The following is a 16,610-nucleotide window of genomic DNA, read 5'->3' as shown; positions in this document are numbered from 1 at the left end:
ACAAGCTCTACTGACAGATAGCTTGGTTATGTTTTTTTCTTCAATAACGCGTTGCGTTGCTTTTTTGTGATACGTACTCCGAAATCTTTATCAAGTACATCGACTATCGTTTCAAAGAATTGTGCTTTTATCTTGGTATCTTCTAGCTCTTTTTCGAGGGCTTTGATTTTTTGCTCGGGTGTTAAATCATTGGGTTTAGACATAAGGGGAAGCTCATTCATATGATTGGGAGTACCTTTACTCCAATCTAGTTGACCATATCGGCGAAGCCAAGTTAAAACGGTTGAAGCCCCTTGTATTCCATAGTGGTTTTGAGCTTGTTTGTAAGTACATTCGCCTTTTTCTACTTTATCAACGACAGATAGTTTAAAGGCAAGTGAATAATCTTTTTGTGTACGCTTAGTTATTGGTTTCATTATCTTCTCCAAATTGAAGTTGGAAAAGTGTCAACCTTATTCAGGACGGGTCAACAATATAAAAAAAGCCCAGTTTAACTGGGCTTTTTACTTTCAACTTTGGATAAAAATACTAATTGCTTAGAAGCGAACTTGTACGCCTAATGAGTAACGTGCTTCACCATAGTAATATGAGTTCTGAGTGTATTCTAAGATGTTTCATTTATCTCTTCTCCTTAAGTGGAACACTATCACCTTAGCTCCTTAGTTAGTTTAATACTTGAAACCGAAAGCAAAGAGTGGCATGTCCTAAACAAACTTGACTGTTTGTTTATAACTATTAATCGTATCTCTATTACTGAGTAAGCTTCGATGCGCATTAGTTGCCATTATCTGAATCGAAGCTAATGCTTTATCAATGAAATCTTCCGGTATATCGGCACATTCAACAAACTTAGGATAAAACTCTAATCCGTAGAGAATGTATTGCCAACTGGCTAGACCAAAAATGTCATACTTATTGGGGAAATCACCCTCAGATACGGCATAGTGTTTCCAAGCTTCTAGCTTTTCTAATAGGCTACCTGGAATGTTTTCAGGCATGGTTTGTTCGCGCCAAAACTCAGTGTCAGTGCGCTTAGTTAGGCAGTAATGCAATTTAATAAAATCAATGATGTTGTCCCAGCGGTTGACGAAAATTTCGTTGTACTGCTTTTGCCTAACTTCCATTGCCTCTCGTGTTTCAGGGAAACGGGCTGCTAATGAACGCGCGCCTGCTTCAACCATGGCAATTGCTGTCGCTTCTAATGGCTCAACAAAACCGCTGGCAAAACCGTTAGCAACACAGTTTTTATGCCATGATTTTTCGCGGTAGCCAGAGGTAAAGTGAATATGTCTTAACTCAAGCTCCTGATCTTCAATACCTAAATACTGTTTAAATACTTCTTCGGCTCTTTCTTTAGATGTGTGCTTCGATGAGTACACATAGCCACACCCTCGACGTGTTTGTAATCCGATATCCCAAATCCAGCCCGCTTCTTGCGCTGTAGATATGGTATGGGTCGCTATTTTTTGACGAGACGATTCGTAAGGCACTTGAAGAGTGACAGCTGAATCGACCGATAGGTATTTGCTTTTATCAACAAAAGGTACACCGAGAGTTTGCGAAATAAGTAAGCCTCTGAATCCTGTGCAATCGACGAAAAAATCAGCAGGGAAGGTTTCTCCATTTTTTGCAATAAGATGATCAATATAGCCTTCGTCATCAAGGCTTGCTTGTTCGATATCGGCATAGGTGTGCTTGACATCTAGTTTATTTATCGAGTGTTCTTTCACTAATTCACCAAGTTTAGAAGCATCTAAATGGTAAGCGTATTTAGCGAGCCATTCATATTCGGAGGTATCACCTTGTTTAGGCGCTAGATTCTTATCACACAAGTGCGCCTGTAATGTCACTCCATGACTAAAACTCTTGTTCAGATCGTCTTTGTTGCGCTTCAACCATTGTGATGCCAGATTGATCCCTTTTGGTGTAGCAGGTGGATCGAATGGGTGATAATAAGCGTGTGCTTTTTCAGCAGGATCATATAACCAGTTTCTAAATTCAGCCCCTTGTTTAAAGGCTGCATCACAAGCTGATAGGAATTCTTTTTCAGATAAGCCGATGTCGTGAAGCGTATTTAGAATCGTAGGAAAGGTTCCTTCACCTACACCTATGGTGGCGATGTTTTCTGATTCGATAAGGTGAACTTCAATGTTTCTAGCATTCTTTTTAAAAGAGCTGGCTAACAGTGCAGCACTGAGCCAGCCGGAGGTGCCACCGCCTAAGACGATAACTTTGGAAATCTGTTTTCGCATCTGTAGAAACCTTTATCTAGTTGTAATTAGGCTTAATTACTTAATATCGCAGTATCAAACTGTACTAAGACCATATTTTTTAATTTTGTTGATTAGATCCCGGTGCATCGGGAGTTTATTTGTGAACTCTTTTGATGCCATTGCCACTTCATTGATCTGTGATTTTGCAAGGGAAATGTACTGGTTGTCCAAAGGTTGAACCTTAGTTTTAAAGTTCATTCCGAACATCACGTAGAGATAGTTATCAACGTTAAATAATTCTGTTTTTGAATCAAAATCAGAATCTTTTGGACAATAATGCTGCCATGTTAGCAAGCGCTCTTGTAACGATTCTGGGATTGTTAGTGGATCTCTGTTATCAATCCAAAATTGCGAGTCAGTTCTATCAGATAAGCAGTAATGCAATTTGACAAAATCTATGGTTTTATTCCAAGCGTTACCAATTATTTCGTTAAAGCGCTTAGCCATAATGGGTACAAGTGTTTGTTCGATTGGAAACCTTTCTGCTAACAGTCTTGCTGAAAAATCAGTGAGTAATAAGGCTGTCGCTTCTAATGGTTCAACAAAACCTTGTGATAGACCGATGGCTACACAGTTTTTGTGCCAGAGCGTTTCTTTAATACCAATTTTCATATCTATATTGCGAGGCGATAACTCGGCTAATTTGCCAACTAAATATTTATCGAACTTGCTATAAGCTTGGTCTTCAGAGATGTGGTTATCTGAGTAAACAAAGCCAGTGCCTCTTCTTTCGGTCAGTGCAATATCCCAAATCCAACCAGCTTGGTGAGCTGTTGATATGGTATAGGGTGGTATAGGTCTATCAGGCTCTGTAGGTACTTGTACTGCTATTGCTTTGTTCGTCAATAACACGTCTGACTTACTGACGGTTTCAATATTGAGTTTCTTTTCTATTAATGTCGCGCTAAAGCCAGAGCAATCGACAAAAAAGTCATAAGCTAAGTTTTCAGCTTGTTCTGTGATCAAATGGGTTAACGCACCACTTGCATCTAGCTCGGCATCTACAATATTCGATTGTAGGTGTTTAACGCCGAGTTTTTCGGTCGCATTTTTAGCTAATAGCTTGGAAAATTTCTTCGCATCAAGATGATAAGCGTAGCTACTGATGCCTTCGTATTCTCTGTTGGTGATGAGTTTCGGTGCTTTACCCGCATCACAAAAATCGGCTTGGAAAGAGACGGTTTCAGCAAGTGTTTTGTCTTGACCGAATTGCAGCCAGTAAGGTGTTAAATCATCTTCAAAGGGAAAAGGCGATTCAAATAAGTGATGATAGTAATTCTGGCTATGGGTCTTTTTATCCATCCAATTAACAAACTTGATGGATTGTTTAAATGTAGCATCACATTCAGTGATAAATTCTGTTTCGCGAATACCGAATGATTTTAGGGTTTCCCTCATCAATGGCACTGTACCTTCGCCAACACCTATGGTTGGAATATTTGGGTTTTCAATTAAGGTAATCTCAATACCTTTTTGGTTTTGCAAGTTTTTAGCTAAATGATTAGCTGTGATCCAACCTGCGGTTCCACCTCCTAGTATGACTATTTTTTTTATTTTCATGTCGACCTCTTATTTTAAAAGCCCAGCCTTATGCTGGGCTTTTAACTGCGTTTCTAGCAATATCGTTTAGAAACGGAACTGTGCGCCAATAGAGTAGCGAGCTTCACCTTGATAGACGTAAGCATGGTAACCAGAATCAAACTGAGTACCTGTGTTCTCTTGGTGTGCACCTTTTTGAACACTGTCTTCTTCTAACACGTTCACAACATCAAATGTGAATGTGATATTTTCGTTCAGGTTGTAAGATGCGCTCAAATCTAATGTACCGAATGCATCATGCTCGCGGTCACCATAGAAGCCAGAACCTTCACGGATCATATACTCAGAGCGCCAGCTATATGCTGCACGTGCAGAGAAAACATCTGTCTCATAATAAGCAACAACGTTTAATGAGTTTTCAGATGTGTCAGACAATACATCGTTACCATCGATGAAGTTGTCTGTACTATCTGCCTTCGAGTCTGCATATGTGTAGTTGATTACACCACCAAAACCATTGTCAAATGCGTGTTGTAATTGCAGTTCTAGACCTTGAACGCTTCCGCCATCTCCATCAACATTGGTTGTAACCGTCCAGTTATCTTCACCAACTGATGGGATGATACCGATTGATTGATTTTCTGATTGGCTAGAGGTATGGAAATTCTGAATTGACTTCATAAATACTGCTGCCGCAAACATACTGTCTTCTGAGTAGTAGTATTCAATACCTAAATCCCCTTGAACTGCTTTGAAAGGACTCAATGCAACTGAACCTGTTGTAGCAACTTGGTTATCAGGATTAGTATCTGTTAAACCAGATAATGACTGGTTTGTGAACATATCGTCGTATTTAGGGCGAGAAATAACTTCTGCCGCAGAGAAACGAACAATTAGATCTTCACGGACATCAAATGCGATATTTAAGCTTGGTAAAGTGTCGTTGTAATCGTGTGTCAGGGTATCAATATCTGTGGTATAAGTGTTATTTAAACCATCTGTTACGTCATCAACAAAGGCCGCATCAACGGCAAATGATTCACCTGTGACTTTAGTATCAATATAACGGAAGCCGAAATTACCGCGGAAGCCATCACCTTCGAACTTAGCCATGATATAGCTAGACATGTTCTCTTCAGTTAAGCCTGCATATCCGGCACGACGTTGGTCGAAAGATTTTAAATGTCTGTTTGTCCAATCCATAATAGCCGCAACATCAGGCTTAGGAATTAGTTCGTCGTTAGTACCAGCGTTAAATGTTCCATTTACAAAGTAAGCCGCATCTGGACCTTGCGCAACATTGTCATAGTCGCCAAAGTTACCGGCAAAAGCATCTACCGATACTTCGTGATCAGACCAACGGAAACCCGTTTTTATTGAAGTAATTGCGCCTAAATCAACGTCAAATTCTACATCACCTTGTACGTAAGACTCTTTATCTTCACGTGGTTCACTAATTGCGGCACCAGTTGCGTAACCTTCCCAGCTGAAGTACTCACCTGCTTCTGGGAAGTCAATATTCGCGGTTTCTTGACCATTGAGCTTAGTACCGCTGCTATTTACAGTCGTACTACCAATATTATCAAATGGGTTTGTTAGAACACCGACGTTTGTTTCAAAATTTGTACCACCTGTTGCTTTTGAGTAGCCCACTTGGAAGTCAAACTTAGCGCCGTCAGCTTGATAACTTAGTTCGTAAGCAAATAACTCAGTTTCCATCGTTGCGAAACGTGGACGAGTATCATATTGAGGCATTGCAGCTGCGTTACGATTGCCTGTAGGTGCAGCGAATGCATCGTCATTTTGATCAATACCAATTGTACTTTGAATCCACTCCAGCGTGTTAACGCAAGATTCACCGGTCGCATTTGGCCTGCTGTTTACAGGGTTTGTACAGTTAGACATATCCGCAGGTAACCACAAAGCGGTATTAGTATTATCAGCCTCTAATTCCATGTTCATGTATTGGAAGCTCATATCTAGTTCGTCTGTAGGCGCCCATTGTGCCACGAAGTCAATTGTTTCACGGTTACGCTCTTGCATGATGTTTGAAAGCCCACTTCGGCCACCCCAAGCAATTGCGTTTTCAACACCACGACGTTCAAGCGTGTATTCATTAGAACTAACGGCTAATAAAATACCAAAAGTTTCTTCTTCATTTTTCCAGCTACCTAAAGCTGAAATATTTGCATCAGTTTCTTCGGAGATCGAGCCGTATGTACCTTTAACCGTTGCAAAAGCTGTCAGTGGGTCTAAATCTAGTGGCTTACGTGTTTTAACGATAACAGTACCACCCACACCGCCTTCTAAAAGGTCTGCTTGTGATGATTTGTATACTTCGATACCGGCAATCATCTCTGGTGCAAGCATAGAGTAGTTGAATGTACGGTCTATTGGTTGTTGTGAGTACCAACCAGCAGAAGCCACGTTTTGGCCGTTAAGTGTTGTTAATGTTAGGTCGTTAGACACACCACGGATTGAAACAGCAGAACCTTCACCAAATTGGCGAGATACTGCAACACCAGGAATACGACCTAGTGATTCTGCAACGTTTTGATCTGGGAATTTACCCACATCTTCAGCGTTTACAGCATCTACAGTTGCTGTTGAGAAACGCTTTGTATTCATTGATTCTTTTAGAGAACCGCGGATACCGCGGACCTGAATTATTTCAACATCTTCATCTGCTGCTGCTTCTGCTGCGAAAGCAACAGGCGCAGAAACTGAAGCGCCCATTAGAGCTGCTAAGCCCATGGCTTGTGTGATTTTATTGAGTCGTAAAGAAGACATACTTCCCCCTGATCGGTTTGTATTTTGTTGTTATTGGAACTTGTTTTTATAATTACCCCTAAGGGCACCTTTTTCTCTTCGCCGCCTACAACAACAGCAAAGTGAAAAAAGAGATAACCAAAACAGCTGGTTATCCCTTTGCGTTATCTCAGGGCTACAACCCCCCTCAATAACTTTCTACAGAAATACATAATCAATGAGTACCCATTCGGGAACCCAGCGGAAGCTACAACACAACCGCAGGAGCAAATTAAGAGAGGGAGGAATTTTGAGTCTTGATTCGAGGTGATTTAATGTGATTCATGTTTTATTTTTAATTATGTACTTGATATATATGGTTTTTATTTTTATTTGTGACTGGTGGTCATGTGGTATTGTGAGGAAAATTTGGCTGAGATTTAATGTTCTTTTAGAACTATTTGGCTATTTCAGTGAGTCTAGATACAAAAAAAGCACTCGATGGAGTGCTTTTTAATATATTGAGTGAACCGCTTTTTAGAAAAACAATGCGCTGGGTTGGAATAAGCGTTCTACTTCTGTGATGTACTTTTTATCAACTAAGAACATGACGACATGGTCATCAGTTTCAATTTTGGTATCACTGTGGGCAATGATAACTTCATCTTGTCGAACGATTGCACCAATCGTTGTACCTTGCGGTAATTTAATTTCGGAGATGGTTTTACCCACAACTTTCGAAGTGGTTTCATCGCCATGTGCTATCGCTTCAATCGCTTCAGCTGCACCTTTTCTAAGTGAATAAACATTAACAATATCACCGCGACGAACATGAGTTAACAGTGCTGAAATGGTTGCTTGTTGAGGTGAGATAGCGATATCGATCTCGCCACCTTGTACTAAGTCAACGTAAGCGCCATGTTGAATCAATACCATGGTTTTTTGGGCACCTAAACGCTTAGCTAGCATGGCTGACATGATATTGGCTTCATCGTCATTAGTAACGGCTATAAAGACGTCAACTTGGTCTATGTGCTCTTCGGTCAGTAATTCAGGGTCTGAAGCATCACCTGCAAAAACAATGGTATTTTCTAGCGTTTCTGAAAGGTAGGCAGCGCGGTCTTGATTACGCTCAATTAGTTTTACTCTGTGGGTATCTTCTAAATGGCTAGCAAGACCTGCACCTATGTTACCGCCGCCCGCAATCATGATGCGTTTATAACTCGATTCCAGTTTTTGTAGCTCACTCATTACCGCGCGGATGTGTTTGGTTGCTGCGACGAAGAATACTTCATCATCGGCTTCAATAATCGTCGTGCCTGTTGGCCTGATAGGGCGGCCTTGACGATAAATAGCTGCAACACGCGTATCTACATGAGGCATGTGCTCCCTTAGCGCAGATAAAGCGTGACCAACTAACAAACCACCGTAATAGGCTTTAACTGCAACGAGAGAAACTTTGCCATTGGCAAATGCCATAACCTGTAGTGCACCAGGATAATCAATTAAGCGCCTAATGTACTTAGTGACTAATTGTTCTGGCGCGATAATATGATCAACCGGAATATCATGGTTCTTAAATAGCTCTTGGCGGAACGTAATATATTCTTGTGAGCGAATACGGGCAATTTTGGTTGGAGTGTGGAACAAGCTATAGGCAATCTGGCAGGCTACTATATTGGTTTCATCGCTACTGGTTACTGCGATGATCATATCTGCATCTTCTGCCCCTGCGCGTTGCAACACTCCTGGATGAGAAGCATGGCCGAGCACAACTTGAAGATCATATTTATCCCTTAATTCGCTCAACCTAGATGAACGAGAATCGACTATGGTGATCTCGTTTTTTTCACCCACTAGGTTTTCTGCCAACGTTCGGCCCACTCGACCGGCACCTAAGATAATGATCTTCATATTGTTCTTCTTATTATGCTTGTTTAACTAGCCTAGCGTAGTAGAAACCATCCATATTTTTGTTACCCGGGAAAATTTGCCAACCTGGATCACTTGCGGTTTCACTATCAAAGATAGGCGCTAGCTTAGCATCTTTGTGTTGCTGTAAAAACTCAGTGATTTGCTGTTTGTTTTCTTCAGGTAGCACAGAGCAGGTTGCATAAAGCAATGTGCCGCCGGGCTTCAACATTGGCCATAAATTATCGAGAATTTGCTTTTGTAACTTAGCCAACTCAGCAATATCGGTTTCACGGCGCAAATACATAATATCTGGGTGACGGCGAATCACACCTGTTGCAGAGCAAGGCGCGTCAAGTAAGATGCGATCAAACTGCTCTTTGTCCCACCATTTATCATCACTGGCATCAGCTGCAATTAAGTTTGCATCTGCTTTTAAGCGCGTTAAATTTTGAGCGACTCGGTTTAATCGTGTTGCATCTATATCTAGCGCTACAACTTCTTTTACATCTGGACTCGCGGCGAGTATATGGGCTGTTTTTCCGCCCGGTGCTGCACACGCATCTAATACCCTTTCACCCGCTTGTGCATTGAGTAACTTTGCCGCTTGCTGTGCGGCTTTATCTTGCACTGCACAGCTACCTTCTGCAAAGCCAGGTAACTTATCTACTGCAATGGCTTGCTCGAGTAAAATAGCATCATCATCTTGGCTAAATTCAATATCAGCTTGTTTAAGTTGCTCTGAAAAGTGTTCAGCAGAGTTAACTAAAGTGTTAACACGTAACCAAAAAGGTGGATGGGCTAGATTCGCCTTGATGATTTTTTTAAAACCTTTTGGATAGGCTTTCTTTAACTTAGAAATCAACCATTGCGGGTGACTTGATGTCACTTGCAAACCTGTTGCATCGGCTTTTTTCGCTAAGCTTTCTTGCTCTCTTTGATAGCTTCGTAAAACAGCATTGACCAGACCTTTCATTTTCGGCATTTGCCAAGGTATAACTGCATCAACTGTTTCTGCTAAAGCGGCGTGATCGGCAACACGTTCGCTGTCGAGTTGATACATACCAATCGCAATTAGATAGCGAATCGGGTTGAGTTCGGCTGATAACTTTTGTTCGGTTAGCTGGTTTAAGTAATAAGAATATCTTGCAAGTTGTCTTAATGTGCCAAAGCAAAAATCCTGAATTTGGCCTTTTTGGCTTGGCGATAATGCTTCTGGTAACTCAGCTAGCGCTTGTGTCATTGACCTATTGTCATCTAAGACACGTTTAAGCACTAAGCTCGCTAAGTAGCGGGTGTTATTCTGACTCATTACGTGTCCTGTTCTGCGTTAAGGCTGATGTTTTTACCTAGACTAAACCAGTCTGCACGTGCATTTAATGCATCGGCAACTGAAACTGGCTTTTTACCTGGTAGCTGAATAGTTTGTAGCAATAAAGCATCTTTGCTCGTTTGGATGGCAATGCCGTTTTTATCTGCTTGCAAAATGGTACCGGGCTGACGTTTATTATCACTAGCAAGGACACTTGCCTGATGAACTTTGATTGTTTGGGCTTTACCCTTGTCATCGTTTAGTAAAAAGTAGCTGCACGGCCATGGTGAGAAGGCGCGCACGCAGCGTTCAATAAATTCAGCATCTGTTTGCCAATTGATCTCAGCTTCTTCTTTTGACAACTTCTTCGCATAAGTAGCTAAGGCATCATCTTGAGGTTCTGCGTTTACTTTTCCTTGCTCGATTAAAGCTAAACATTCAATCAGTGCAACTGGGCCTGATTGTGCTAATTTTTCATACATTGAAGCTGAAGTATCGGCTGCATCAATAGCAGTTTTTTCAATATGCAGCATATCACCTGTATCTAAGCCCACATCCATTTGCATTATGGTGACACCTGTTTCTTTATCTCCCGCCCATATTGAGCGTTGAATTGGAGCGGCACCACGCCATTTAGGTAATATTGAGCCGTGAACATTAATACAACCTAAGCGAGGCGTGTCTAATACTACTTTTGGTAACAGCAGGCCATAAGCTACAACAACCATGATATCTGCATTTAAAGCGCTGAGCTCTGCTTGTGCCGCTTCATCTTTTAATGACTCTGGCTGAAAAACCGGAATATCATTATCTAGTGCAATTTGTTTGACTGGACTCGCTTGTAGCTTTTTCCCTCGACCAGCAGGGCGATCAGGTTGGGTGTAAACCGCTACGATATTGTGTTCAGTATCAAGTAGAGCAGATAGGTGGCGTGCGGCAAAGTCGGGTGTGCCAGCAAAGATTATGTTTAGAGCCAAGATAGATTCTCTTTTAGGTGATATTAACGAGTGCGGGTGGCTAGCTTAGCTTCTTTTTCTAGCTTAGCTTTGATACGTTGGCGCTTTAATGGAGATAAATAATCAACAAATAACTTACCGTTTAAGTGATCTAGTTCATGCTGAATACAAATAGCCAATAAGCCATCAGCATCCATGGTGAACTCGTTACCTTCTTTATCTAATGCTTTAACTGTTACTGATTCTGCGCGTTCCACTTTTGCATAAATAGTAGGAAAAGAAAGGCAACCTTCTTCATGAACTTCTACACCGCGCTTTTCGGTAATTTCAGGATTCACAAAAACTAAAGGCTCGTTGTACTCTTCGCTACAGTCTGCAACGAATATACGCTTGTGGATATCAACTTGCGTCGCGGCTAAACCAACACCTTTGGCGTCGTACATTGTCTCGATAAGATCTTCGATATTAGTTTCAATTTCGGTGGTTATTTCTGCAACAGGTTGTGCTACAGTTCGTAGCCTTTCGTCTGGAAATTTAAGTACTTCTAAAACTGACATAATTTAAAAACTTTCATACTGTCTAAGGATGTGCTGTAATTCTAGTCATTTAGTAATGAATATTACAGAGATAAAATAATAATAACGCTCGGAATAACGAGTTTGGATGGTAGTTATGCTTAAAATCGCCAAATCACTGCTTATTTCTCTGCTAGCAGTCGGCATTGCCTTTGCTGACGAGCTAACTTTAAGAGATGATGCGCCAACTCAATATGTGGTCAAAAAAGGGGATACCTTATGGGATATTTCCGCGATGTTCCTCAATTCACCATGGAAATGGCCAGAACTTTGGGGTCACAACCCGCAAATTGACAACCCGCACCTCATCTACCCAGGTGATATCTTACGCCTTGTTTATACCGCAGATGGTCAGCCAAGATTGGTTGTTGCTAACACTTCTAATGTTATCAAAGTATCACCTACCAAACGTACAACGATTAAACGTTACCAACCTGTAGAAACTTTGCCACTAAGTACAATTACGCCTTACTTAAGCTATGAACGTATTCTTCTTGGGCCGGAATATGATGATGCCCCTATGGTACTAGGTGGTGATACGCACACTAAACGCAAAATTGAAGGTGATACCATTTACGCGGGTGGTAATTTAAGCCCAGATGAAATGTACGGTATTTATACTAAGAGTCGCCAGTTTGGTGAAACTAATGCTGAAACTGGTGAAGTTGCATTCTACGAATTAGAACTTGCGGGTACGGCTCGTGTGATGCGTCTTGATGAAGATAGAGTTTCACATAAGATGAAAATTCTAAACTCTCGTCAAACAATCAAGCAAGGTTACCGTTTATTGCCACTACTTAGCGATAAATCATTACCAGCTAACTACACATTAACACCTCCTGCTGAAGTTATCTCTGCAAATATCATAGGAACGAGCTCTAAAAGCCGTGAATTTTCTAAATTAGAAGTTGTTATTATTGATGCGGGCAGTGAGCAAGGTTTAGCTACAGGTAATGTAATGGGAGTATACAGCCGCAGCCCACAAGTGGTGATGCAAGAAGGTTTGCCTGTTTATGTAGAAGATGCCAGTGCTTTTACTAAATTTGTAGATCAGTTTGAAGAGAACAAGCAAATCTTAGATTTACCAACTGAGCTAGTAGGGCAAATTGTCGTATTTAAAGTTTATGACAAAGTGAGCTATGCCTTAGTCACTGAAGCTGAAAAAGTTTTACGTGTTGACGATTACGTTGGTATGCCACAGTAGTTAGCATCAGTAATTGACTGAAAAAGAGTCCTGAATGGGCTCTTTTTTTTGCCCCAAAAACTAACGTCCTTATGAGTGGTTAATTTTGATTGTTTGACTAAAGTTAATGACATACAGATAAGGAGGGCAAATGGACGAAGTGAAAAAACTCAGTGAATGGTTGCAGCTTAGCCAGGTGAAATACCTAAAGTACCAAGATTTACAAACCTTACTTTCGCAATACTCCACCACAGAACTTTGCCAAATGAGCAGCCATGAACTCACAGCGCTTGGACTTTCTAAAAAACAAGCCCAGCAGCTCGCTAAGCCAAACCAGCAACAGATTGAGCATTTAATTAATTGGCAATCAATGAGTGATAATTACATTTTGCATTGGCAGCACCCTTTATATCCAAGTCTACTGAAAGAAATAGCCGCGGCGCCAAAAGTACTTTTTTGCCGAGGAAATATCGAGTTATTGGCAACTCAGCAAATGGCTTTAGTGGGTTCGCGCAATGCTTCACATTATGGACTGGATAACGCCTTTGAATTTGCCGCCGATCTCGCATCACGAGGTTTTACGATAACCTCTGGGTTTGCTTCGGGTATTGATGGCAAAGCTCATCAAGGTGCATTATCTGTTGAAGGCAATACGATTGCTGTCTTAGGTACTGGGGTTGATATTGTTTACCCTAAACGCCATATCAATATGGCAAACCAAATTGCGGAATCTGGTTTATTGATATCGGAATTCGAACCCGGAACAGGCCCAAAAGCTCAGCACTTTCCTCGGCGTAACCGAATTATTTCTGGTTTGAGTCTGGGGGTGTTAGTTGTGGAAGCGGCCATTAAAAGTGGGTCACTGATTACAGCGCGTTATGCCCTCGAACAAAATAAAGAGGTCTATGCGATACCGAGCAGTATTCATGATCCAAAAAGCCGTGGTTGTCATATGTTAATTAAGCAAGGCGCTAAATTGGTTGAGACAACTGCCGATATATTAGAAGAGATTAGAAACTGGACAAACCCTCAAGCGGCATTTAACTTTAGTAGTGAGGCGTCACAAAATTTTCAACAAAAAAAGTCGCTTCAAGACTTCACATCTGATCCATTGTTGGGTAGTTTAAGTTTTGAAGTCACATCTGTTGATACATTGGTAGCGCGGAGTCAGTTACCAATTGATGTGATTTTAAGCCGATTGTTGGAGCTTGAGCTTCAAGGTCTAATAGCTGCAGTCTCCGGTGGCTATGTAAGAACGAGGAGAGATGAATATGTTTGATATTTTGATGTACTTATTTGAGAACTATATTCATACAGAATCTGAAGTCTATGTTGATCACGATGAACTTACAGATGAGCTAATTAAAGCTGGCTTTGAGATGGATGAAATCTATAAAGCACTTGCTTGGTTAGAAAAGCTCGCTGACTTACAAAACTCGGATGCGATCCCATACTTAACCAAACCGGCTTCGGTTTCGGCACGTATTTACACTGAAGAAGAAACCATGCGTTTAGACGCTGAATCTAGAGGTTTCTTGTTGTTCTTAGAGCAAATAAACGTGCTTGATCTAGAGACGCGTGAGATGGTGATTGACAGAGTCATGGAACTAGACACAAACGACTTCATTCTTGACGATTTAAAATGGGTTGTGCTTATGGTGCTATTTAACGTGCCTGGCCACGAAACGGCTTATAATCAGATGGAAGAGTTAGTTTTTGATGAACCAGAAGGGCCTTTGCATTAAACTTAGCCGTTAATTGATGAGTTAACGCTAGAACTAATGTCAGATAACGACCCGCTGTTTTCAGCAAACCAACATGCGCTAGACAAAGAATTCCACACCTGCCCGAAATGTGGCAGTGAATTATTAATGAAATCAGGGAAAAAGGGCCCATTTCTTGGATGCGCCTCTTACCCTGATTGTGATTACACTCGCCCACTTCACGCTGAAGCTGAAAGCTTTCAGCAACAAATCATTCCTGACAGTGAATGTCCTGAATGCGGCCATGAATTAGCCGTGAAGCATGGCCGCTATGGCATGTTTATTGGTTGTTCAAACTTCCCTGACTGTCATCATATTGAACAGCAAGAAGAGGAGAAGAAAGTCAGTGCGCCTTGCCCCAGTTGCAATAAGGGAGAGCTACACGAAAAGCAAAACCGCTTCGGCAAAACTTTCTACGCTTGTGATCAGTACCCTAAGTGCAAATATGCTGTTAATTATGAACCGGTTGCTGGCGAGTGCAACGAATGCGGCTACCCATTACTACTCAAACGCAATATGGCTGCCGGTGAAAAGTTGCAATGCGCCAATAAAAAATGTGGCAAGTTTCAATAAGTAGTTTTAAAACAGCCCTAATTCAATTGCCTTTAAAACGGCACGGGTTCTATCACGAACATTGAGCTTAGCTAAAATGACACTGACCTGATTCCTAATAGTGCCTTCGGCATTAAATAAGGTTTCAGCGATTTCTTTATTGGCAAAGCCATTGGCGATTAACTTCAAAATTTCCAATTCTTTGTCGGTTAACGGTTCAACTAGTTCGGCTTTTGTCGACTCGTTTGGCTGGTTGAAGCTTTGCATTAAACGCTCAGTTAGAGCCGGCTGAATGACGAGCTCACCTGCCACTACTTTTTCAATCGCATCGACTAAGTGTTCAAGTGATATGTCCTTTAAAAGATAGCCTTTTGCACCCGATTGCATGCCTTGCATAATTAAGTCATGGTCATCGAAAGTGGTCAAAATCAATGCGGGAATATTGATATTTTCCGCCTGCATAAACTTCAATACATCAATGCCTGTCGCTTTTGGCATCCGAATATCGAGTAATAGCACTTCTGCGTCTAAGCCAGATTTTAATTGAGCAATCGCTTCTTCACCATCACTGGCTTGACTGACAACATCGATTTTATCCGATAGGCTCAATAAGCTCTTTAAACCTTCTCTAATTAAAGCTTGGTCATCAACCATAGCCACTTTAATTTTACTCATGCGGTAAACTGATCCTTATTTCAAATCCAGTGTGATTGGCTTCAATGGTTAAGTTGCCATCAACTTCAGCAACGCGTTCATGAAGACCTGTTAGCCCATTACCCATATTAAATGACGCACTTTTGTTCTGACCATTATCGTTGATCACTAGCACAATATGACTAGGTTTTTTCTCCAGGTGAATGTTCACTGTATCTGCACTTGAGTGTTTTAATGCATTACTCAAGGCTTCTTGTGTTGAGCGTAATATTAGGTGTGCAAGATTTGCATTGTGTAATTCAAAGCCTGCTTCAATATGCAGGTGACATTGAATTTTTGGCGTTGCTTGCGTGAGCTCTAATAGCGCTTGTTTAATGTCTAACCCTGTTTGTAAGCGGTTATCTGACACGACCTGACGAACATCGTCTAATAGATCTTTCGATAGCTGATAAAGCTCATCGAGTTGTGAATGCGTTTGCTCGCCTATGCTACGTCTAGCAACATCGAGTTTTATCGTCATTGCGGTGAGTTGATGACCCACCGAATCGTGTAATTCTCTCGCCAAACGCAGCCTTTCTTGTTGCTCGGTTGTTTGTTTGACTAGTGCTTGTGTTGCTATAAGCTCTTGATTCATTTGGTTTGTTTTCTCTTCTGCTCTTTGTGCTTTAATTGCATGAACGGTCACCATATAAGCAAATAAATGGAATGTGCCCCAAACCATTGGGCTTAAAAAGTCCCAAGCTTTGCCCCATTGATAGTGCTCGACTGCGGCATAATAAAACATGACAAAAGGAATATATAAAAACAGTATTTTACCGCTGTAAAAATAAGGTAATTGCGCTAACAACATAACGCTGTATATCAGCACGATATCTTCACCTGTCAGATATAAAAGTGCCATTAAAGTAAAGAGCTGGCCTAAGATACAAACTGGTCTTAGCCAAACATCGTGCTTATTGTGAGCATGGTTAATTGTCAGTGCAATTAACACGGCCATGATGCCATGCAATACAAGCTGTAATGACAGTGTCTCTGGTTCATTTGGTCTAGCGATACAGACAATGCACGTTGCTAACCAAGAACAAAAGCAGGTGATGATTGAGTTATTTTCGTATTCAAATTTCATGTGGGAATTATTCTTTAA

The 16,610-nt window shown here is 41.2% G+C and carries 13 protein-coding genes and 1 pseudogene; 4 read left to right on the top strand and 10 right to left on the bottom strand.

Annotation, left to right across the window (positions count from 1 at the left end; all coding sequences use genetic code 11):
- Positions 1 to 29: 29 nt before the first annotated feature.
- From HR060_RS17600 to def, 8 genes and pseudogenes are all read right to left on the bottom strand, one after another.
- Positions 30 to 416 (bottom strand): annotated as a pseudogene (locus HR060_RS17600) (helix-turn-helix domain-containing protein); the annotation flags it as partial.
- A 288-nt stretch (positions 417 to 704) separates the two neighbouring features.
- Positions 705 to 2,252 carry a tryptophan halogenase family protein gene (locus HR060_RS17595; RefSeq protein WP_174201596.1) on the bottom strand — a complete coding sequence of 516 codons (1,548 nt, stop codon included), beginning with the start codon at positions 2,250 to 2,252 and terminating at the stop codon, positions 705 to 707.
- A 54-nt stretch (positions 2,253 to 2,306) separates the two neighbouring features.
- Positions 2,307 to 3,833 (bottom strand): tryptophan halogenase family protein, encoded by a 1,527-nt coding sequence (locus tag HR060_RS17590; RefSeq protein ID WP_174201595.1) that lies wholly within the window; start codon positions 3,831 to 3,833, stop codon positions 2,307 to 2,309.
- A gap of 66 nt (positions 3,834 to 3,899) precedes the next feature.
- Positions 3,900 to 6,602, bottom strand: coding sequence for a TonB-dependent receptor (locus HR060_RS17585; RefSeq protein WP_174201594.1), 2,703 nt, complete (start codon positions 6,600 to 6,602; stop codon positions 3,900 to 3,902).
- Between the two features lie 495 nt (positions 6,603 to 7,097).
- The gene (trkA, locus tag HR060_RS17580; RefSeq protein ID WP_174201593.1) at positions 7,098 to 8,474 is read right to left on the bottom strand and encodes a Trk system potassium transporter TrkA; all 1,377 of its coding nucleotides are present in this window, start codon (positions 8,472 to 8,474) and stop codon (positions 7,098 to 7,100) included.
- A gap of 13 nt (positions 8,475 to 8,487) precedes the next feature.
- On the bottom strand, positions 8,488 to 9,783 hold the full coding sequence (rsmB, locus tag HR060_RS17575; protein ID WP_174201592.1) for a 16S rRNA (cytosine(967)-C(5))-methyltransferase RsmB: 1,296 nt from the start codon (positions 9,781 to 9,783) through the stop codon (positions 8,488 to 8,490).
- Positions 9,783 to 10,763: a methionyl-tRNA formyltransferase gene (fmt, locus tag HR060_RS17570; protein WP_174201599.1), complete on the bottom strand. Its 981-nt coding sequence runs from the start codon at positions 10,761 to 10,763 to the stop codon at positions 9,783 to 9,785. Before fmt ends, rsmB begins: the two co-directional genes overlap by 1 nt.
- A 20-nt stretch (positions 10,764 to 10,783) precedes the next feature.
- Positions 10,784 to 11,296, bottom strand: coding sequence for a peptide deformylase (gene def / locus HR060_RS17565; RefSeq protein WP_174201591.1), 513 nt, complete (start codon positions 11,294 to 11,296; stop codon positions 10,784 to 10,786).
- Positions 11,297 to 11,411: 115 nt separating this feature from the next.
- Here def and HR060_RS17560 point away from each other — a divergent pair, with 115 nt between their 5' ends.
- The 4 genes from HR060_RS17560 to HR060_RS17545 all read left to right on the top strand — a co-directional run bounded on the left by HR060_RS17560 (position 11,412) and on the right by HR060_RS17545 (position 14,833).
- Entirely contained in the window at positions 11,412 to 12,518 is a 1,107-nt protein-coding gene (locus HR060_RS17560) for a LysM peptidoglycan-binding domain-containing protein (protein ID WP_174201590.1), read from the top strand.
- A 130-nt stretch (positions 12,519 to 12,648) separates the two neighbouring features.
- Positions 12,649 to 13,776: a DNA-processing protein DprA gene (gene dprA, locus HR060_RS17555; protein WP_174201589.1), complete on the top strand. Its 1,128-nt coding sequence runs from the start codon at positions 12,649 to 12,651 to the stop codon at positions 13,774 to 13,776.
- On the top strand, positions 13,769 to 14,242 hold the full coding sequence (locus tag HR060_RS17550) for a DUF494 family protein (protein WP_174201588.1): 474 nt from the start codon (positions 13,769 to 13,771) through the stop codon (positions 14,240 to 14,242). The genes dprA and HR060_RS17550 overlap by 8 nt, the downstream gene beginning before the upstream one ends.
- Positions 14,243 to 14,278: 36 nt before the next feature.
- On the top strand, positions 14,279 to 14,833 hold the full coding sequence (locus tag HR060_RS17545) for a DNA topoisomerase family protein (protein ID WP_174201587.1): 555 nt from the start codon (positions 14,279 to 14,281) through the stop codon (positions 14,831 to 14,833).
- 6 nt (positions 14,834 to 14,839) lie between these two features.
- Here HR060_RS17545 and HR060_RS17540 read toward each other — a convergent pair whose 3' ends face one another.
- Together HR060_RS17540 and HR060_RS17535 are read right to left on the bottom strand one after the other, a co-directional pair.
- On the bottom strand, positions 14,840 to 15,487 hold the full coding sequence (locus HR060_RS17540) for a response regulator (protein WP_174201586.1): 648 nt from the start codon (positions 15,485 to 15,487) through the stop codon (positions 14,840 to 14,842).
- Complete coding sequence (locus HR060_RS17535) at positions 15,480 to 16,592, bottom strand: sensor histidine kinase (protein WP_174201585.1); 1,113 nt, start codon at positions 16,590 to 16,592, stop codon at positions 15,480 to 15,482. The genes HR060_RS17540 and HR060_RS17535 overlap by 8 nt, the downstream gene beginning before the upstream one ends.
- Positions 16,593 to 16,610 lie beyond the last annotated feature (18 nt).

Source organism: Marinifaba aquimaris, assembly GCF_013328345.1.
GTDB lineage: Bacteria > Pseudomonadota > Gammaproteobacteria > Enterobacterales > Alteromonadaceae > Marinifaba > Marinifaba aquimaris.
The sequence above is the reverse complement of the archived record's forward strand: the minus strand, read 5'-3'. Positions and strand labels throughout refer to the sequence as shown.